This window comes from Candidatus Binatia bacterium (assembly GCA_029243485.1).
Classification (GTDB): Bacteria; Desulfobacterota; Binatia; order UBA12015; family UBA12015; genus VGTG01.
On sequence record JAQWRY010000011.1, the window covers coordinates 48,642 to 66,613 of the forward strand.

General features: G+C 63.9%; 21 protein-coding genes. 10 read left to right on the plus strand and 11 right to left on the minus strand.

The window, feature by feature from the left end:
- Positions 1 to 116 precede the first annotated feature (116 nt).
- Complete coding sequence (locus P8R42_05640) at positions 117 to 1,328, plus strand: alpha/beta hydrolase (GenBank protein ID MDG2304128.1); 1,212 nt, start codon at positions 117 to 119, stop codon at positions 1,326 to 1,328.
- A gap of 36 nt (positions 1,329 to 1,364) precedes the next feature.
- Here the strand turns inward: P8R42_05640 and P8R42_05645 are convergent, their stop codons facing one another.
- Together P8R42_05645 and P8R42_05650 are read right to left on the minus strand one after the other, a co-directional pair.
- On the minus strand, positions 1,365 to 2,300 hold the full coding sequence (locus P8R42_05645; protein ID MDG2304129.1) for a GGDEF domain-containing response regulator: 936 nt from the start codon (positions 2,298 to 2,300) through the stop codon (positions 1,365 to 1,367).
- A 425-nt stretch (positions 2,301 to 2,725) separates the two neighbouring features.
- Positions 2,726 to 3,502, minus strand: a complete 777-nt coding sequence (locus tag P8R42_05650; protein ID MDG2304130.1) for an acetoacetate decarboxylase family protein — start codon at positions 3,500 to 3,502, stop codon at positions 2,726 to 2,728.
- Positions 3,503 to 3,615: 113 nt separating this feature from the next.
- Between P8R42_05650 and P8R42_05655 the strand changes: the two genes are divergently transcribed.
- The 4 genes from P8R42_05655 to P8R42_05670 are packed head-to-tail and all read left to right on the plus strand — an operon-like array spanning position 3,616 to position 5,766.
- Positions 3,616 to 4,074 carry a VOC family protein gene (locus P8R42_05655; GenBank protein MDG2304131.1) on the plus strand — a complete coding sequence of 153 codons (459 nt, stop codon included), beginning with the start codon at positions 3,616 to 3,618 and terminating at the stop codon, positions 4,072 to 4,074.
- A gap of 9 nt (positions 4,075 to 4,083) precedes the next feature.
- Positions 4,084 to 4,632, plus strand: coding sequence for a hypothetical protein (locus P8R42_05660; protein MDG2304132.1), 549 nt, complete (start codon positions 4,084 to 4,086; stop codon positions 4,630 to 4,632).
- A 25-nt stretch (positions 4,633 to 4,657) separates the two neighbouring features.
- On the plus strand, positions 4,658 to 5,569 hold the full coding sequence (locus P8R42_05665) for a bile acid:sodium symporter family protein (protein ID MDG2304133.1): 912 nt from the start codon (positions 4,658 to 4,660) through the stop codon (positions 5,567 to 5,569).
- A gap of 44 nt (positions 5,570 to 5,613) precedes the next feature.
- Positions 5,614 to 5,766 (plus strand): hypothetical protein, encoded by a 153-nt coding sequence (locus tag P8R42_05670; GenBank protein ID MDG2304134.1) that lies wholly within the window; start codon positions 5,614 to 5,616, stop codon positions 5,764 to 5,766.
- Positions 5,767 to 5,821: 55 nt separating this feature from the next.
- On the opposite strand, the gene P8R42_05675 is transcribed toward P8R42_05670, so the two are convergent.
- Positions 5,822 to 6,226 carry a hypothetical protein gene (locus P8R42_05675; GenBank protein ID MDG2304135.1) on the minus strand — a complete coding sequence of 135 codons (405 nt, stop codon included), beginning with the start codon at positions 6,224 to 6,226 and terminating at the stop codon, positions 5,822 to 5,824.
- A 102-nt stretch (positions 6,227 to 6,328) separates the two neighbouring features.
- On the opposite strand from P8R42_05675, the gene P8R42_05680 reads away from it, so the two are divergent.
- The 3 genes from P8R42_05680 to P8R42_05690 all read left to right on the plus strand — a co-directional run bounded on the left by P8R42_05680 (position 6,329) and on the right by P8R42_05690 (position 9,210).
- Positions 6,329 to 7,603, plus strand: coding sequence for an MFS transporter (locus P8R42_05680; protein MDG2304136.1), 1,275 nt, complete (start codon positions 6,329 to 6,331; stop codon positions 7,601 to 7,603).
- 108 nt (positions 7,604 to 7,711) lie between these two features.
- The gene (locus tag P8R42_05685) at positions 7,712 to 8,140 is read left to right on the plus strand and encodes a hypothetical protein (protein ID MDG2304137.1); all 429 of its coding nucleotides are present in this window, start codon (positions 7,712 to 7,714) and stop codon (positions 8,138 to 8,140) included.
- A gap of 152 nt (positions 8,141 to 8,292) precedes the next feature.
- The gene (locus P8R42_05690; GenBank protein MDG2304138.1) at positions 8,293 to 9,210 is read left to right on the plus strand and encodes a DUF1080 domain-containing protein; all 918 of its coding nucleotides are present in this window, start codon (positions 8,293 to 8,295) and stop codon (positions 9,208 to 9,210) included.
- Positions 9,211 to 9,329: 119 nt separating this feature from the next.
- Here the strand turns inward: P8R42_05690 and P8R42_05695 are convergent, their stop codons facing one another.
- On the minus strand, positions 9,330 to 9,509 hold the full coding sequence (locus tag P8R42_05695) for a hypothetical protein (protein MDG2304139.1): 180 nt from the start codon (positions 9,507 to 9,509) through the stop codon (positions 9,330 to 9,332).
- Between the two features lie 257 nt (positions 9,510 to 9,766).
- On the opposite strand from P8R42_05695, the gene P8R42_05700 reads away from it, so the two are divergent.
- Positions 9,767 to 10,630 carry an LLM class F420-dependent oxidoreductase gene (locus P8R42_05700; protein ID MDG2304140.1) on the plus strand — a complete coding sequence of 288 codons (864 nt, stop codon included), beginning with the start codon at positions 9,767 to 9,769 and terminating at the stop codon, positions 10,628 to 10,630.
- Positions 10,631 to 10,714: 84 nt separating this feature from the next.
- On the opposite strand, the gene P8R42_05705 is transcribed toward P8R42_05700, so the two are convergent.
- From P8R42_05705 to P8R42_05730, 6 genes are all read right to left on the minus strand, one after another.
- Complete coding sequence (locus tag P8R42_05705; GenBank protein ID MDG2304141.1) at positions 10,715 to 11,455, minus strand: hypothetical protein; 741 nt, start codon at positions 11,453 to 11,455, stop codon at positions 10,715 to 10,717.
- Positions 11,456 to 11,480: 25 nt separating this feature from the next.
- Positions 11,481 to 12,506: a hypothetical protein gene (locus tag P8R42_05710; protein ID MDG2304142.1), complete on the minus strand. Its 1,026-nt coding sequence runs from the start codon at positions 12,504 to 12,506 to the stop codon at positions 11,481 to 11,483.
- Positions 12,507 to 12,556: 50 nt separating this feature from the next.
- On the minus strand, positions 12,557 to 13,255 hold the full coding sequence (locus P8R42_05715; protein MDG2304143.1) for an SDR family NAD(P)-dependent oxidoreductase: 699 nt from the start codon (positions 13,253 to 13,255) through the stop codon (positions 12,557 to 12,559).
- A 401-nt stretch (positions 13,256 to 13,656) separates the two neighbouring features.
- A complete protein-coding gene (locus P8R42_05720) occupies positions 13,657 to 14,280 on the minus strand; it encodes a TlpA disulfide reductase family protein (GenBank protein MDG2304144.1) in 624 nt (207 codons plus the stop codon).
- 15 nt (positions 14,281 to 14,295) lie between these two features.
- Positions 14,296 to 14,703, minus strand: coding sequence for a hypothetical protein (locus P8R42_05725; protein MDG2304145.1), 408 nt, complete (start codon positions 14,701 to 14,703; stop codon positions 14,296 to 14,298).
- A 196-nt stretch (positions 14,704 to 14,899) separates the two neighbouring features.
- The gene (locus P8R42_05730) at positions 14,900 to 15,169 is read right to left on the minus strand and encodes a hypothetical protein (GenBank protein ID MDG2304146.1); all 270 of its coding nucleotides are present in this window, start codon (positions 15,167 to 15,169) and stop codon (positions 14,900 to 14,902) included.
- A gap of 277 nt (positions 15,170 to 15,446) precedes the next feature.
- On the opposite strand from P8R42_05730, the gene P8R42_05735 reads away from it, so the two are divergent.
- On the plus strand, positions 15,447 to 16,694 hold the full coding sequence (locus P8R42_05735; protein MDG2304147.1) for an MFS transporter: 1,248 nt from the start codon (positions 15,447 to 15,449) through the stop codon (positions 16,692 to 16,694).
- A 71-nt stretch (positions 16,695 to 16,765) separates the two neighbouring features.
- On the opposite strand, the gene P8R42_05740 is transcribed toward P8R42_05735, so the two are convergent.
- Positions 16,766 to 17,833 carry an SMP-30/gluconolactonase/LRE family protein gene (locus P8R42_05740; GenBank protein MDG2304148.1) on the minus strand — a complete coding sequence of 356 codons (1,068 nt, stop codon included), beginning with the start codon at positions 17,831 to 17,833 and terminating at the stop codon, positions 16,766 to 16,768.
- Between the last annotated feature and the right edge of the window lie 139 nt (positions 17,834 to 17,972).

Genomic DNA, 17,972 nt, shown 5'->3' on the forward strand with positions numbered 1-17,972 from the left:
GCTGATCTGAAAGCGCTTTTTGCGAGCCGACCGCGGCCGCGTCGACCCTCGTTTAACTTCCGGAGAGAGCCACATTTGCCCCCGTTCACCACCGCTGTGCTAGACTAGGCCCCATCATGCAGACCGGACAGACGATCCGCGGGGCAACCCATTTGGCTTTCGATGCCGTCGAACAGGTCACACACATCGTCGAAGGGATGTACCGCAACATCTCCGCGGCACCGCTCCCGTTCGGCGCGGAACCCGAGGGACCGGCCCGCGGCATCGCCGGTCTCGTTCACGAAATCATCCGGCGTGTGAACGGCGGCGTCCGCGAGATCTCCGAGCTCGCCCTCGCCCCCCTGTCGAGCCACTTGGACGGGTTCTTTCCTCCCGGCCCGCAGCGGGAGGCGGTCGCAGCCTTGCTGAACGGCGTGTGCGGCGATCACCTCGAACGGACCGAGAACCCTCTCGCGATTCCCCTCCAGTTCCGCACCTTCCACGAAAAAGATGCGGAGCCGGTGGACCTGCGCGCCGCCGTAGAACCCGGCTCGCCCTTCCAACCATCGAGCCGCGTCCTCGTCCTCGCGCACGGCCTGTGCATGAACGACCGGCACTGGACCTGGGAGGGCCACGATCACGGCCAGATGCTCGCCGAGCGATTCGGCTACACACCCGTCTACCTTCGCTACAACTCGGGACGACACGTATCCGCAAACGGGCGCGCACTCTCCTCGGCGCTCGCAGAGCTTTTGGACACTTGGCCAACCGAGATCGAATCCATCACGCTCCTCGGATTCAGCATGGGCGGACTCGTCACGCGCGCGGCCCTCCAGGTCGGAGAAGAAGAGAAGAACGCCTGGGTCTCGCACGTCGACAAGGCCGTGTACGTCGGCACACCGCATCACGGTGCCGCTCTCGAACGCGGCGGCTTCCATCTTCAGCGCGTCGCCGGCTTCAGTCCCTACACCGCGCCGCTCGCGGCGCTGGGCCGGATTCGCAGCGACGGCATCACCGACCTACGGCACGGGAACATCCGCGCCGAGGACTGGCATCATCATGACCCGCACGAGGACAACGCGGACCATCGGCGCCCGTCACCGCTGGCCGAGGGCATCGCCCATTACGCGATCGCCGGCACGTTGTCTGAGGAGAAGAGTCAGCCAGCCGATAGACTCCTCGGTGATGGGCTCGTGCACCCAGAGAGCGGGCTCGGCCGACACGCCGACCCGGAGAAGACGCTCCGGTTCCCAGCCGAGCATGTGCGGATCGTCTACGGCCGGGCCCACCTCGGCCTGCTGCACGATCCCGAGGTCGCGCAAACCCTCCGCACTTGGCTCACGCGCTAGTTCACCGCACCAGTCACTTCAGGACGGTCAGGACGGTCAGGACGCCGCCGTCATCCTCTGGCCGTGGCCGGGTCCGAACACGTCCATGTAGAAGGAAACTGCGGCACCGCCCTGTCTCTTGGCGCGATCCAGTGCGAAACCGGCGCTTCGCAACAGAGCTCCGAGTTCCGTGCCGTCCGACGGGAAGAGCGCAGCCCCGATGCTCACGGTACTCACGATCTCTCGGTCGGCGACGATCAGCGGCGTCGCGATGGCGTCGAGCAGGCGAGCGGAGACCACCCCGGCCTCCTGAGCATCCACCACGTCTTCGAGCAGAATACCAAAGTCGTCTCCGCCCAACCGGGCGACCACATCGTACGGGCGGACCGAATTCCGCAGCTGCGTCGCGACGTGCTGAAGGAGAATATCTCCCGTGTCGTTGCCATACGCGTCGTTGACGGCCTTGAACGAATCGAGATCCACCAGCAGCAGAGCGCCCGACGTCTGGTTGCGATCGCTGCGCGCGAGCGTCTGTAGGACGCGGTCCCGAAACACGGCGCGGTTGACGAGGCCCGTGAGAGGATCGTTGCGCGAAAGGAAGGCAAGCCGTGCCGCAGCATCGACGCGCTCGATCGCCCAAAGGACCGAGCGCGCAAGGAGTTCACCGGAGCGGTGATTCTCTTCGACGTAGTCCTCCGCGCCTTCACCGATGACAAGACTCGCGAGATCGCGCTCCTCTCGCGTGCAGAGCAGGACCACGGGCAGCATCGGCGCGAGGTCCTTCAGATTCGCGAGCTCCGGCACGTCATGGCCGCCCGCGAGGTGGTATTCTAGGAGCACTGCGTCGAACGACTCCTGTGCGAACTGCTCGACACCCGCGCCGACGCTATCGACGCATGTAACCTCGAAGCTCTCGCGCTCGACTCCGCGCAAGAGATCCTCAATCTGCGAGGCATCCGTCTCGCTGTCCTCGATGAGCAATACCTTGATCATGACGCTCCTGTGGTTCCGGGCCGAAAATCCCGTCGGCCTCATGGAACGGATCGGCGAACTCCGCCGGTCCCTTGAGGGCACCCGCCCGATCCTGGGAGCGATTCTTTGACGAACGCTATGGCGTCTAGTGCCGAGCAGGCGGTGGGACCATGAAGGTTTTGCCCCTCGGCCGCGAGCGGCCCACGCACCATGTAGAAACCTGTGTCCCAGCGGACGAGCGTTTCAAACCGCGACTCGCAGTGCGCGAGGAGCTCCTCCATCAGACATCGAAGTGTCCCTTGCGGCGTTCGGGGTCGAGAGTGCGGGCTCCGTGCACCCCGCCGAGCCGAAGCGCCCCCCTGCGCGGCGCCGCGATCCCGACGAACCACCCAAGGCACCCCCGACCCCAAGCCGATTCTCGGCGGTCCGTGATTCCGCGCGAGGGCTCAGAGCTCGCGGCGGGGACCGCCCATCGTTCCGGGCCAGCGAGAACTTCCGATCGTATCGACGAAGGGCCAGAAGCCGTCTGGATCGAGCGCGCCTTCTTGCGTGATGTCGCGCGCCGTCGGCATCGCCGTCCATAGGTACGCGGACGCGTCACCCTTCATCGGGAGCAGGGTCGCGATCGGGTCCCACGGGCTTTGGATCAGATTCAATTTGCCCTGGACGTTCTCGCGGCGCACCGGCTGGTACGTGGTCTTCACCATCACGACTCGCGGAGGGAGATCATACGCCTTCTCGGCGCCACCCACGGCGCGCGAGACCTTGACCCACCACTCGTTCTCCTCGTGCGAGGCAGGGAGGTCTACGACCTCGCCCGTCTTCCCGCTGAACTCGACGAACGTGTAGCCCTGATGCGAGCACCGCGCGGTCACGTTGTCGCCCATGCGATAGTAGTCGATGTCGCACGGGAACTTCGGCTGCCCGTTCATGTCCTTGCTGATGTAGATCGCGGCTTCCTGATCGATGCCGTAGCCCAGCGTGTAGACGCCGGGCGTCCCGCGATAGTCGGCGTCGACAGCGATCACGATGCCGAACTCCGGCTCGTCGGGAACCGGGTAGCAATAGATCGACAGGTGGACGGTCGGCTCTTTACCCGGGTCGATGCCCGGGGGGAGGAGCGCGGCAATCCGAGCCGGGTCGGCCAGGTAGTCGATCTTGAGAATCGGCCAACCCATGATGTCGCCTGGGTTGATGCGGAGGTCTTTCTCGTCGGTGGCCATTGCTCATCTTCTCTTTTTCGATTCGGTCCGTGCAAGTCCTACGACACTTGCCCTGCCCGTTTCCGACGCGTTAGCGTGCCAGAGCAGCCCAGTTTTCGACCTCGGAGGAGCCCATGTCCACTGTTTCTGCATCAGACGGCGTCGCAAGCCTCGGCCTGCCCCCGGTCGACCAGGTCGGCTTCGTCGTAAAATCTCTTGCGGAGGCCCGAGAGCGGTACGAGGCCCTGTTCGGCCCGTTCACCGAGATCGACGGATCCGTTCAGGAGGCCGAGTACCGCGGGCGGATCGCCGATGTGAAACTAGCCATCCTCTTCGGCCGCTCGGGCGATCTCGAGATCGAATTCATCGAGTGGCAAGACGGCGAGAGCCCACACCGGGAGTTCATCGACACGGGACGCGAAGGCATGCACCACCTGCGCTACCGGGTCGACGACGTCGAAAGCTGGATCGCAAAGCTCGGAACCGTGGGCTACCGGGCGATCTGGTACAAGAAACTCTCGCCGGAGATCGCATTCTCATACCTCGAGCGCGAAGGGGATGCTCTTCTGATCGAGCTCCTGCAGATGCCGTAAGGCACGCATTTGAAGACTCTCCTTCCGATCATCGCCGGCGCGCTCCTTCTGGCGTTCGCTCCGCCGGCACTCGCAGAGGGGCCGATCCAGAAATTCCACCAGGATCTGGAGGGGGCGAGTCGGAGTGATGCCTGGCAGAAGCACCTCCCGTTCTTCGGAAACGAGTTCCGCGAACGCGGCCTGTTCCCGCCCTTCGGGCTATCCTTCGTCACGAGCGCATTCGAGCAGGACGTCTTGGTGGACAACATCACGATCGGCCGCCAATCGTTCGGGGAGGACCTGCGGGTCCCGACGTCCCCCCAGAAGACCCTCGATCTCTTTCTGCGCGCGGACGTGTTCGTGCTCCCGTTCTTGTCCGTCTACGGATTGGCGGGCTACTCCAAAATAGAGAGTACGACACTGATCGTCGCGAGGCCATTCCAGATTGACAGCTCCGTCAGGAGCGAATTCGAAGGCTCGCTCTGCGGAGCCGGTGGTGCCATCCCGCTGCGCTACGAGAACCACTTTCTCTTCTTCGACGTAGCGGTGACTTTCGCGGACACGGGCGCACGCAGTTGAACCTGGGCCTGATGTTTCGGTTCTGATGAATACGATCACCACCTTCGTCACCGACTGGTACGTGCTGGCGGTGCCCGTGATCCTCCTGGTGATCATGATCTGCATGGGGATGGAGCTCACGACCCGCGACTTCCGACGGGTCGTGGAATTCCCGCGCGCCACTCTCGTCGGCCTTCTCGGGCAGATGATCATTCTGCCCGTCGCAGCGCTCGCATTCGCGCACGCGCCGGGCCTCTCGCCGGAAGTCGCGATCGGCATCATGATCATCGCGGCTTGCCCCGGCGGCGCGACCTCCAACGTCTTCAGCTACCTCGGCCGAGCAAACATCGCGCTCTCGGTCACGCTGACGTCGTTCTCGAGCGTGCTCTGCTTCCTCACTATTCCGTTCTGGATCAATCTCGCGATCGACACGTTCGGGGCGGGAATCGACGGCACCGAGACGATTCGACTGCCGGTCGGGCGCACGGTGGTCCAGCTCTTCGTCGTGACGCTCCTTCCCCTGGGGATCGGCATGGGGATCCGAGCGCGATGGCCCGACTTAACCGAGCGCGTTCGCGGGCCTCTGCGTCAGACGATGGCCGTTCTGATGGGCGCGGCACTCTTCCTCATCGTGGGCAGCGAGTGGGACACGGTGTTCCAACACTTCCAGGCGTCGGCCGGGGCCGCTCTCCTTCTCGTCTCGGCCATGCTGGTGATCGCATACCTTCTCGCTCGCGCGTCACGGCTGGACGGGACGGACGCCTTTACGATCTCGATCGAGGTCGGCCTGCAGAATGGTGCACTCGCGACGATGATCATCGTCTCACTCCTCGCCCGCCCTGAGCTAATCGTGTTCCCGGGGACGTACGCGGTGCTGTCGCTCCTGCCCGTCGCGCTCTGGACGGTCGTCATGCGGCGTCGGGTCGGCGGGGAGGAGCCTTCTAGCGCAGAGACGTAGTCCGACTCGAAGACCGGGCCGCAGCGCAAGACGGCGGGGCCCGGGTGTTCGACGCGCTTCAGGAACAGCCGTACTCGAGCGATGATGCACTGGATCGATGCCACCCCCTGGGCGCGCTCGAATCGGTCCGGCAATGCGCCGCCCTGGTGAACGCCCAGAACACCCGGGCCCGGGAGTTCCTCGAGACGCGACGCTGAGCCGTTCCGCTGGGAACCGTGCCTCTACTTCTCCGGTCCGAATCCGGTGAAAGGGTCAGGCTTCGTCGTCTTGGCCGAGGACCCAGCGTTTCACGGCAAGGCCGCCGAACATCGTGAAGACCCGGATCTCGAGCGGCTCCTCGAACAGGTCGGTCACGTTGTCCTCCTCATCGTCGCCCCGGTCACCAAGGCGCGAGTCCGCGTCGGCGAGCTGCCGGGGCTCGATCGTCTTTCCGCCGAAGAGGCTAATGCCGCTCAGCCGCACGACCTGCCGTGGATGGACCTTGACCGTGAAACCGCCGAAAATCGCGATGGCGGTGATGTCGAGCGCGGGCGCCACCGGGCCCGCGGAGAAATCGATCTCCCCGCCCCCGAACAACGCTAAGGCCGTCACCGGCTCGCAGGGGTCGAGGTCTGCACCGTCGACGGAACTCGCTCCAAAAATCGCCAGGCTGAACACGGGTCAACCCTAGCCACGATCCGCTTCGGATGGAAAGGCCCAGCCCGCTGCGTGGATCATTCCCTCCGCGCCCCAAATGGGATTGGGTGCGGCTCAAGCGCCATGTCCGACACCCCGCAACTCCAGACGTCGCCCGCCTACCGCAACTACGTCCTCGGCGTTCTGCTGGTGATGTACGTCTTCAACTACCTCGACCGGTACGTGCTCACGCAGATGATCGGACCGATCAAGGAGGACCTCGGCGTCTCCGATACGATGATCGGGTTCCTGATCGGCCCCGCGTTCGCGTTGTTCTACACTCTGTGTGGCGTCCCCGTCGCGCGACTGGCGGATGTCCACTCTCGTCGGTCGATCATCGCCGCAGGGCTGGTCGTGTGGAGCTTGTTCACAGCGGCCTCGGGTTTGGCACGTAGTGCGTTCCAACTCGCGGTCACCCGTGTCCTAGTCGGAGTGGGCGAAGCAGCCGGGGCGGCGCCGGCTCACTCGCTCCTCTCCGACTACTTCCCACCCGAGCGGCGCGCGACGGCACTGTCGGTGTTCCAGGGCGGCGTGCCGCTGGGAAGCATGCTGGGGCTGCTCATCGGTGGATTTCTCGTCGACGCGATCGGTTGGCGGTCGACGCTCGTCGCGGTCGGCCTTCCCGGGATTCTCGTTGCGATCGTCCTGCGGCTCACCGTGCGTGAACCGGAACGGGGGGCTCTGGACCCGGACGCTCCGGCGGTGGTGGAACGCGTGGGGTTTTTCGAGGTGGCACGAACGCTCGCGCGGAAACCCACTTTCTGGGGGGTGGCGCTCGGCGCCGGCATCGCGTCGTTCGCCGGCACCGGGTTCGGGTTCTGGATGCCGGCATTCCTCGAACGGGTGCATGGTATGAGCCGACTCGAGATCGGGCTGCGGTTCGGCATCATTAGCAACGTAGCCGGGATGGTGGGCCTGGTCGTCTGCGCGCGCATCACGGATGCACTCGGGCGGCGGGACCTGCGCTGGTACCCATTCGCGGGCGCACTCTCGATCCTGATGATGCTGCCGTTCCTCGGCCTCACCCTGCTGTGGCCGGACGGGCGCGAGGCGATCTACTTCATGATTCCGTCCGGGCTGGTCGGAGGCGCCTGGGCCCCGATCGCGTTCTCGATGGGCCAGAACATCGCCCCACCCCATATGCGGGCGACGGCGGCATCACTGATCATTCTGGCCATCACCCTGCTGGGCCAAGGCCTGGGGCCGCTCGCGGTGGGATACGCGAATGATGTGCTCGCGGCGCAGTACGGCGAGATGGCGATCCGCTGGTCGCTGCTCGGGGTGCTGTCGACTTGCGGGGTCGGGGCAGTGATCTTCGCCCTCACGGCCCGCACCATCGACCGCGACTACCTCCATTGAAAACGCACCCGGAACCTTCTCATCCAGCGAGCGAGTAATCCCTGGTCTTCCGGCGACGGAAATGATCACGATGACGATACGGACGCAGTACCGAATCGGGAGCCAACGATGCCGACACCAACTTTCGATCAACTCAAGACCTGGGCAAGACGCTACGTCGAACTCTGGAACGCCGGCGACAAAGACGCCTGGGTGGAAAACTGGCGGAGCGTCGCGCCGGGAAAGTTCCGAATGCTCGACCCAGTCGGAACACCCCAAAAGGTGGGCTTCGCCGCCTGCGCCCTCGAGCCGTGGGATCTGTTCCAGCAACGCGTTCGCTTCAAGATCGCGGACGGTTGCCTGTTCATCAACGGCAACGAGGTCGCGTGGCTCCTCGAGAACCACCTGACCGTCGACGGAAAAGAAGTGGTGGGGCGCAGCATCGAGACCTACCGATTCGAGGAGGACGGTTCGGTAGTGGTGCGGACGTACTACAAGGTGCCTCCCCGAGCGAAGAATGAACTCGGGGAGATGTTCCAGGAGTACCTGCCCGAGTAGGCACGAGAACATCCATCCGACTTGTCCGCGACTGCGGGCCTGTCTGGAATCGATGCTCGCCTCCCTGTAGGTACAGCCAAAAGGGGAGGCCCATGCTGTGGATTCCGAGAGTAGATACCCGCCGAACTACGAGAGTCGCGGTTGGATGTGCAGTGACCTTGGTCGCGAGCGGGTGCAGTCTACTCCTCACGTCGAAGAGCCACGTCGACCCTGCAACCGCCGGGCCCGACTACGCGGTTCAGGGCGAGTACGTGAGCGAGAACCCGCCGTTCGGAGCACAAGTCGTCGCCCGAGGACACGGCGACTTCGAGGCGGTCTTGTATCGCGGTGGCCTCCCGGGAGCCGGATGGGACCGTAGTCCCCGCATCGCCCTTGAGGGCGAACGGGAAGACGGCCGGCTCGATCTCACCGGCGGCGCGACTCTTGCCCTCGAGAACGATTCGCTCGTCGGCACCGGACCGGATGGAGAAGCGCTCGCTCTGATCAAGATAGAACGTGAGAGCCCAACCCTTCGCCAACCTCCGCCGCCTGGCGCGCGCGTCGTGTTTGACGGCAGCGGGACCGAGGACGTCGACGGCACGATGAACAACCAGGGGCTCCTACTCGCGGGGGCAGAAAGCAGAAGGAGCTTTCGCGACTTCAAGCTTCATCTGGAGTTCCGCACACCCTTCACGCCCGACGGCGATGGCCAGTTCCGCGGCAACAGCGGCGTCTACCTGCAGGACCGATACGAGGTGCAAGTCCTCGACTCGTTCGGTCTCCCTGAGAAGGACAACGACTGCGGCGGAATCTACCAGGTGAGCCCGCCAGCCGTGAACATGTCGTTCCCGCCTCTGCGCTGGCAGACGTACGACATCGATTTCACCGCAGCCCGGTGGGATGCCGAGGGCAACAAAACCGCCCCGGCGCGCGTCACCGTGCGGCACAACGGCGTCGTGATCCAGGACGACACGGAGATACCCGGCCCGACCGGCGGCGGCGCAGGAGAAGCCGACACGCCTGGCCCGATTCACCTCCAGGACCACTGGGATCCGGTCACGTACCGCAACGTATGGGTCCTTCCCAAGTAGCTGCACCTAGGAGATCCCTTTCTCCTAGAAGGTTCCTGCTGCTTCCTCGGGACGTCAGTCGACGTGGCCGGCGAGGTAACCCCAGTCGAATCCTTCCTTGAGGATCAACTTGCTCCGCATCATTCGCGGTGCGTCCCCTCCACGATGACCGTCACACCCCCACCGGGTCGCATCGGCGCCAAGAAGGAGAACATCCAAACAGCAGCGCAGCCTTCGCGATGAGGCGTGATCGGGTTGTCCCAGCGCCAGGTCTTCCGCAGGACATTGCATGTGTCGGCGTTCGGGAAGGTGAACAGCACGCTTCCCCAGTGTTCCGGCCCAGCGCCTCCCAACTCCCGAGGAGGCAATCGAGGCCGTAGCCGTCGCAGAGCTCTCGCCAGATCGACTCTCTCTGCTCGGCGGCCAGGGGCTCCCCGAAACCCCGCTCCAGCAGCACGAACCCCCGGTCGTGAAACTGCTCGATCTGCTGCGCGGACAGAACCGACATCACCCCTTGGCTCTGGCTAATCCAGCCCGCCGGATCGAGGTAGCGGACACTTGGTGCTAGGACGCGGTCATGAAGTTCGGATTGATGTTCGCCAACGTCGGGCCCTTCGGGCAGCCGGAGATGCTCACCTCGTTCTCGCAGGCTGCCGAGGCCGCCGGAATCGAATCCCTCTGGACGGTCGAGCATGTCGCCGTCCCCGTCGGATACGAATCGACGTATCCGTACAGTCCGGACGGAAAGATGCCGGGCCCCGAGAACTCGCCGATCCCCGACCCCATGTTGCCTCTGGCGTTCGCAGCCGCGGTGACGAAGAAGATCAAGTTCGGAACCGGCATCTTGATCCTTCCTCAGCGGCATCCGATCTACGTGGCCAAAGAAGCGGCCACACTCGATCAGCTATCGAGTGGACGGTTCATGCTCGGCATCGGGATTGGGTGGCTCGCCGAGGAGTTTGCCGCTCTTGGCGTCCCCTTCGAAGATCGCGCCTCGCGCACTCGAGAGTGTGTCGACGCGATCCGCACGCTTTGGAAGGACGGTGCGCACGCGTACGACGGCAAATTCTTCCGTTGGCCTGCGATCGAGTCGAACCCGAAGCCCGTGCAAGCGGGCGGCGTGCCCATCGTCGTCGGAGGACATACCGACATCTCAGCCAAGCGGGCAGCTCGGTACGGGGATGGCTTCTTCCCTGCCATGCAGGACCTCGCCCAGGTCGAACACCTGAAAGGCGTCATCACGGCCGAATGCACTCGACTCGGCCGCGACCCGGCCGAAGTCGAGCTCTCCGTCGGCGCGGGGTTTGCCGACCTCGACTACGTGAAACGATGTCAGGATCTGGGCGTGGCTCGAATCGGAATCGCGCCCATGGGCTTCGACATGGACTCGCTGAGCAAGGGGCTGGACGATCTGAACGACAGGATCCTCTCGAAGATCTGAGGATCTAGCGACTGTCCATCACGATCCTGCCGTCCCTGGATGCGTTACGACACGACGCGACGGAGGACCACGTGGCGCTGGGCTCTAATCACCTCGCGGCTCCCGTTCGCGAAGCAGGCGCTGGCTGCTCGCCGTGAATTCCGTCACGATGCGGTCGTTCGCCAACAGAGGGACGTAGACCTCCACCTCGCTTCTTCCCCGATTGAGTACGGGGGCTCCGTCGCTGGCGATGAAATCCATGTCGATGGAGAGCGCGGAGACCCCAAAAGGATAGGCGGCAAGGGTTACGTCCATCCCCACGAGCCGCTTCGTCTCTTCGTCGAAGTACACGTCGCCCTTCAAGTGCCGGGTCGTCTCCTCGAGCGGAACGAGTCGGACGTGATGGCTCGGCTGGCCCTTCCAAGGAACCACGCCTTCATACTCCAGACGATAGTGCTCGGCTGCGTCCTCGGCGAAGAACCGATGGGAGGGCTCGACCTGCGGCTTCTCCACACACTCCTCGAGATCGACGGCCTTCCCGTCGACCCGGCACTCACGGATCTCCCGGATCGGGTGCTCGCCGTGATACGCCCAGACGTCGACGACCGTGTCCTTGATGGATTTCACCTCGCCACTGTCCGTATCTCTCACGGTGGCCTTCACGTTGCGGCGGGAGAAACTACCGACGTACTCTGCCTCGAAGGCAGTCGCGCCCTTTCGGATCTCCTGGAGGATCTCCTGACCCGCGGGTGGGTCTGCGGCGGTGACAGCGAGGGGGCCGACAACCCACGTCACGAGAAACAACCCCACGAAGGCGGCGGAAGTTACCAGGAAGCTTCTTGTCATCGCGTCACTCCAGTCCAGGTTCCGGTCAAGCCGCTTCTGCCAGCGCGTGAAACTGCTCCAGAATGACCTCGCCGTCGGGATGCTCGAGAATTCGGGCAGTGAGGAGCTCCTTCTGCTGCGCCGCAAACAGCGGCGGCTGCTCGACCGTCGCCCAATGCACGATCTGCTGCCACAGCGTGTCGATGACCTCCGCGCCGGCAAGGGTCGACCCGTCCTGGCATTTCAAAACCAAGGAACGAAGCTCTCCGAGGTACAGCCGCAGGGACGTGACGTGGATGAGCTCATCGGTGCGAATCCGATCGACGACTTCAGCGGCTTCCGAGGCTTCCCGACGGCGGTCCACGAAGAGCTCGGGATCGCGCAGAAGTTGCTCAGACAAGGCGAAGCCGCGCTCGGCCCGAAACTCGATCATGAGCAGGTTTAGCAGGAAGCTGATGGTACGCTCGTAGGCCTCGGCCAACGCCGGGAAAACTCGGCCGGAATCCTCACGACCGATGTTCTCGGGGACGATCGGCATCGGGAGATCGCTGGCGCCGAACGCGAGGTCCCGGAGCGCAAACCACATCTCGTCGTGGCCGCCGACGCCGCGATCAGGTTCGCCGCCTTCGTCCAAACCGTGCGCCACCAGAAGCACAGGCAGGTGTCCGAGAGCCCAATCCGACAAGTCGATGTCCGTGATCTTCTGGAAGTTCGGAAAAGTGAGATCCGCAAGGATTCTCCCGCGAGCCTCGATCATCCCGGTGATGGTCAAGCTGTTCCAGAACGTCTGGCCGAGGCCTCGTTGGAGCAAGAGCTTTTGCTGCGGAACACTCGGAAACCGAATGCCGGCAAGAAGGGACGAGTCAGCCTCCAATAGGCCCCCGCCACGGGCCATCAGGGCGTTGGCCCACGCCTCTACGGCGGGTTCCCGGAAGAGCGCCCGCGGAGGGACGTAGGTTCCATCGGCCAAAAAGCCGCCGTGGAGCTTGCGCCCGGCCACGACTTGGGGCTTCGCGTAGTCGTGCGAGCACATGAGCTCCTCGCGAGAATAGACGAGCTTTGTGGTTTCCACGCCTGAAATCTACACTTGCTCCGACCGGCCTGCCAGTTGACTCTCGACCGTCACCAGTTTTCGCCGTAGGGGCGGATCACGACATCGAAGGACCAAGCCGAGCGAGCCTGGTGCGCGATCCGGTAGCACTCCTGCGCAATGTCCTTCGGCTTGCAGAAGAACTCGTCGGGGCGATCCGGGAACGCCTGCCGCGTCCACGAGAGATCGATGACCGCATCGATCGCTACGTACGAAACATGCACCCCCTTCGGACCGAGGTGCCGCGCCGCGGACTCCAGGAGTATTCGTTGTGCGGCCTTGGTCGGCGCGAACCCGGCGAAATTCGAACGTCCGCGGTAAGCGGAGGTGTTCCCCGTCGCCAAGATCGCGCCGTGGCCAGCCTCGACCATGTCGGGGCCGAGCGCCTGGATCAGGTGAAGTAGAGACATGGCGTTGATCTGGAAGTTGAGCTCGAATCGCTCCGGATCGATCTTCAGGACATCTCCGAAAGCACCCCCCACTGCGTTGTGGACCAGGAGACTCGGCTTGCCCATGACCTCGCGAATCGACGCAACGGTGTCTTCGAGCGCTCCCTTGTCGGTGACGTCACAGGGAAAGGCCTTCGCTCCGGGCAGTTCTTGCTCGAGTTCCGCGAGCCGCTCTGCACTCCGAGCGACCATCGCAACGCGGTAGGTTTCCGAAAACCTTCTTGCCAGGGCGCTTCCCGTGCCTGGCCCGACTCCAGTGATGAGACAGACTTCGTCTTGCATTGGGCATCCTCCGACGGACGAAACTCGTTTCGTCCGTCCTCAATCGGCCTTGGGCGCTCGGTCACTTCGCCTCCACCAGCTTCGGGCCCCGCTAGGGCAGTTCCTGCCCAGAACGCGACTCCCGCAGCAACGACGAGTCCCCCACCAATCGCGAGTTTGTTGGCCCCGTCGATGGAGAGAACCGCAAGGATGAGCAACGCAAGCCACAACGCCATCGACAGGACCAGCAAGAGGCCGCCCACCCGAGCCACGAGCCGGCTGCGCGGCCGCGCCTCTGCTTCCTCGGAACTCGGCGTCATCACGCAGGCCTACCAACCTACAGAGCCACGAACGCTCCTGGAACCTTCTTCATGAGCCCTTCACTCTGAAGCCAAGAATGCCCCGGGCGCATTCTCGAGCTCTCAGTCCTTTCGGCGGGCTGCGGCAAATTCCGGATAGCTCGGCCGTCCCGCGGCCTGATGCTCCTGATAGAGCTCGAAGAAGCGCTCTCCCATTGGATCCTCGCCACGAATCGGCATCGATCCACGGCGGATGGTCCAATCGTGCGGTGCCAACTCCTCGGCGCGAGCGAAGTGCGGCTCGGCGGCGCGCTGGTCTCCTCGCGAATGTAGATGCCATGCCAAGGCGAACTCTGCGCGCGCGAGTTGCTCATCAAATGTCGGGGGCACCTGACCGGCACAAGCCTCTTCGCTGGTCATGCCAACCTCGCCCGTGCGTACCCACGCCCGCAAAGCGTCCATGTGCGGCGCGCAGTCCGCGCCGGTCAGTTCCTGCCAGAGATTCGTCCCGTACTCGATCCGCGGCGGCCGAACGATCGTTCCAGTCTCGTCGATCCAGACGACCGTCGGGATGTTGATGATTCCAAAGAGGTGACCGACGTGATGCTCCGGGTCGACCAGAATCGGAAAGCTCGCACCCGATTTCTCGACGTACGGCCGAATCGCGTCCGCCGATGTATCGAGTACCACCCCCAGTACCGTGAAGTCGGGACCGAGTTCGTCATGGAGTGACTGCCAGCCTGGCAGTTCTTCGCGGCATCCTCACCAAGAGGCGAAAGCGTGCAAGAGTACTTTCTTACCGCGGAACTCGGTGAGGCGCCGCCGCTTTCCTTCGAGGTCGGTAAGTTCGAAATCAGGCGCCGCGAGACTCTCGAGTCGCGCCCGCTGGTCGTCAGGTGACTCGCCTAGCGAAGCAACGCCTGCGTCTCGGTCCCACGCGAGCGGCTGTCCCAATACCGACGCCAGCTCGGCGAGTCCTACTCCCTGCGCCGCGACCAGGCCCTGATGCGCCGCAGTGGGGATACAGACGGCTCCGCGGCAAAGCCCTTCTGGCTCGATTCGGAAGCCGAGCGCCTGCTCCAGCGCGTCGCCCGAGAGTCGGACGTCATCGCCATCAGCCACGACCGGCCCCGTCCACATCTCTCCATCGTGCAGAATCGTAAGATCCATGATGGGGCTACACTCGCGCGGTCGTTGGATGCGGTCAACCCGTATGAAGCGGACCCGCACGGAGAGGTCGACTCACGACCCCTTCGAGCGAACGATCGCGGAGAACAGGATCTGAAGCGCCGACGACGACGCCAGATGGCTCCCAGAGCTGATCGAACCTCTTAATAGGCGCCGCGAGCGACCTCTGGCTCTGCCTTCACAATACGCCTTCAAGGCGTGCGAAGGCGTCGGCGGCGAGCACTCGAACACCCTGCCAAGCGGCGTGCCCGCACAGCTCTGTGTCGGTCCACAACTCTCGATGCTCGGGCCGGGCGAGTTCGAGTAACGCGCCGTCGATACGCTGAAGCGTTTCAAACAACGCGACCGGCGGTAGGTCTTGAAGTTCCGCCACCCAGCGCGTGTACGCTTCGTCGAACCTATGAGCCATTCGGTCCGCCGTCTTGCCGGGCGCTCCGACCTCGGACATAGCGTCCTCTCCGGGGAGCGCGAGTAGCCGAACCGACTCGCAAAGCTCCGCCTCAACCGAGACAGCCGACAATTACCACGAACCTCCCTGAAACGGCTTGTAGCACTGGGAGGAAGCAGCTGGCTACACCGTCAAACGAATCAAGCGTGCCCCGGCTCGCGCGGCGCACTCGCGTCGTCGATGAAATCCTGACAGATTCCCGCGGGTGTCATCTCCCCCAACACCAGCGACCGTCGACCCCCGGGATCTCTCGCCTGGGTACAAGAGATTCGTCTTGGTGCTGCTGGTCGTCGTGTACGTCTTCAACTTCGTCGACCGCACGATCCTGTCGATCCTACTCGAGCCCATCAAGGCCGAGTTCTCTCTAAGCGACACGCAGCTCGGCTTTCTGTCCGGCCTCGCGTTCGCGCTCTTCTACACATTCTTGGGGATCCCGATCGCACGATGGGCCGACCGCGGCGTCCGGCGTTCGATCATCTCGCTCGCCGTACTCACCTGGAGCGGCATGACCGCGTTTACGGGGTTCGCGCAGAGCTTCGGGATGCTCCTGGCGGCGCGCATCGGAGTCGGGGTCGGAGAAGCGGGCTGCAGCCCGCCAGCGCACTCTCTTCTCTCGGACTACTTCCCCGAAAAGCAGCGTGCGACAGCGCTAGGAACCTACGCGCTCGGGATTCCGATTGGCAGCGGCATTGGATACCTCGCCGGCGGATGGCTCGCAGAGTGGTTCGATTGGCGAACCGCCTTCGTGATCGTCGGACTGCCTGGAGTGATCCTCGCAGGCGTGGTCCAGCTAACCCTGCGAGAGCCCATCCGCGGCGCGTACGACGCACCGGCTTCGACGGACACTCCGCTCGCGCCCTCCCTCGGGGATGGCCTGCGCTTCATGATGTCCCTCGCCTCCTTCCGGCACATGTCAATGGGTGCGGCGCTCCACGCGTTCTATGGCTACGGCGCCGGCGCCTTCAATCCCGCATTCTTCGTAAGGTCCCATGAACTTTCTACGGGAGAAATTGGTACGTGGCTGGCGGGGATTGGTTTTACCGGTGGGGTCATCGGCGTTTATCTCGGTGGCTATCTGAGCGATCGCATCGCTGAGCGCGATGTTCGTTGGTACATGTGGCTGCCCGCGATCTCGACTGCCGTCTATCTCCCGTTCGCCTTCCTCCTCTATCTATGGCCGACACCACACGCAGCGCTCGGGATGGCGCTTCCTGGAGCGCTCCTCGGTGGAATGTACCTGGGACCTACTTTCGCAATGACGCAGACTTTGGTGCGCCCGGAGATGCGTGCCCTCGCATCAGCGATCCTCCTGTTCATCATCAACCTCATCGGGCTCGGCTTCGGGCCGCAAGCGGTCGGGCTACTGAGCGACCTGCTCCACCCCTCGCTCGGCGTCGAATCTCTGCGCTACGCGCTGCTGACGACAGTCGTGACCTTCGCCGCTTGGTCGGTCGTTCACTACACGCTCGCGGCACGAACCTTGAAGGACGACCTCGAGGCAAAGAACAAGACCCAGTTCGCGTGAACACTTGGATGTGCCCCCCGCGGCTGACTGGGAACAGGCCGTGGCCCTGACCGAGCGCCGCTTCGGCGGAGTCAATCCGCCGGGCGCGGCATCGACACGATTCGGTCCCCCTCCGCCGTACCGAGGAACAATCGATCGCCCACGGGGAGCGCGACCGTCGCGAAGCCCATGGGCGGACCTTCGTGCTCCAGAACGACCTTGCCCTCCATGGTTGTCGGGTCGACGCGTGCGACAGTGTACTTCCACGGGCAAGCACCCTCGATTCCGGCGCAATCGGGGTTGCCAATGAACTGGTGATGCCCGGCGATCCAGAGCTGGCCGTTCTCATCGATCACCACGTTGTCGGGCTGTGAGATCTCGAACTCACCGACGACCTCACCCGTCGTGCGATCGAATCGGACCGCCCGGTTCTCCGTGTAGTAATCGATGTAGAGGAGATGTCCGTCCGCCGACGAGGCAATCCCGTTTGGCATCGAGCCCTCCGTCCCCGCGATCTGCGTGAACCCCGAATCCGGCCTCCACTCCCAGACCCAACCGGTGTCGAGGCCGAGGAGGAGCTTGAACCCCAGCACCGGCGTAAAACTGTCCTTGTCCCACATGTGCGTGGTAGCGAAGCCCCCATCCGGAAGGGCCGTCACGTCATTGAGCAGTGGATCGCCCGGAGGGAGCGCGCAGCCCCGCCAAACCGCCGTCCACGATCCGCGGTTCTCGATCAATTCGAAGACCTCTACCGCTTCCCGTCCCCCGTGGTTCACCGCGAACAGCGCGAGCCGCCCATCCGGGCGACGCAACAGGTCGATTCCGTGGGGGTTGAGGATCTGAGGCACCGCGCATTCCGGATCGGCCCAGTTCTCCCCGTTCGGGTTCCAACGGATTTCCAGCGGGAGCCGCTTCCCCTGAACTATGTCGAAGACAGAAAGCTCCCCCTCCACACTCGCGTCGAGCATCGACCCCATCTCGGAAAGCAGCAGGAACCTTCCACCGGGGAGGGCGACCAGGTCCTCCGGGTTCTTGAAGCCGCAATGCGGTGTCATCTCCCCTACGGGCTCACATCCGATGATGCCGGCGGTCTCGGCGCGCAGATCCGTCGTCATCGAGCTCATGGCGACCACGGTCACCACAGCGATCAGCCTTTGCATCACGATACCTCTCTCGATTTCAGTGGCGCCATTGGCCCTGGGGAAAGCGCCTACTCTGGCCCAGATCCCGGAAATTCAGGCGCACGTATGCGATGCTCACCGTCCGAATAGAAATGCAATCCATGTCTAGCAGCCGTTT

Coding starts and splice junctions, on each gene's coding strand:
- P8R42_05640 (MDG2304128.1), top strand. CDS start 117: ATGCAGACCGGACAGACGATCCGCGGGGCAACCCATTTGGCTTTCGAT.
- P8R42_05645 (MDG2304129.1), bottom strand. CDS start 2,300: ATGATCAAGGTATTGCTCATCGAGGACAGCGAGACGGATGCCTCGCAG.
- P8R42_05650 (MDG2304130.1), bottom strand. CDS start 3,502: ATGGCCACCGACGAGAAAGACCTCCGCATCAACCCAGGCGACATCATG.
- P8R42_05655 (MDG2304131.1), top strand. CDS start 3,616: ATGTCCACTGTTTCTGCATCAGACGGCGTCGCAAGCCTCGGCCTGCCC.
- P8R42_05665 (MDG2304133.1), top strand. CDS start 4,658: ATGAATACGATCACCACCTTCGTCACCGACTGGTACGTGCTGGCGGTG.
- P8R42_05680 (MDG2304136.1), top strand. CDS start 6,329: ATGTCCGACACCCCGCAACTCCAGACGTCGCCCGCCTACCGCAACTAC.
- P8R42_05685 (MDG2304137.1), top strand. CDS start 7,712: ATGCCGACACCAACTTTCGATCAACTCAAGACCTGGGCAAGACGCTAC.
- P8R42_05700 (MDG2304140.1), top strand. CDS start 9,767: ATGAAGTTCGGATTGATGTTCGCCAACGTCGGGCCCTTCGGGCAGCCG.
- P8R42_05705 (MDG2304141.1), bottom strand. CDS start 11,455: ATGACAAGAAGCTTCCTGGTAACTTCCGCCGCCTTCGTGGGGTTGTTT.
- P8R42_05715 (MDG2304143.1), bottom strand. CDS start 13,255: ATGCAAGACGAAGTCTGTCTCATCACTGGAGTCGGGCCAGGCACGGGA.
- P8R42_05725 (MDG2304145.1), bottom strand. CDS start 14,703: ATGGATCTTACGATTCTGCACGATGGAGAGATGTGGACGGGGCCGGTC.
- P8R42_05730 (MDG2304146.1), bottom strand. CDS start 15,169: ATGTCCGAGGTCGGAGCGCCCGGCAAGACGGCGGACCGAATGGCTCAT.
- P8R42_05740 (MDG2304148.1), bottom strand. CDS start 17,833: ATGCAAAGGCTGATCGCTGTGGTGACCGTGGTCGCCATGAGCTCGATG.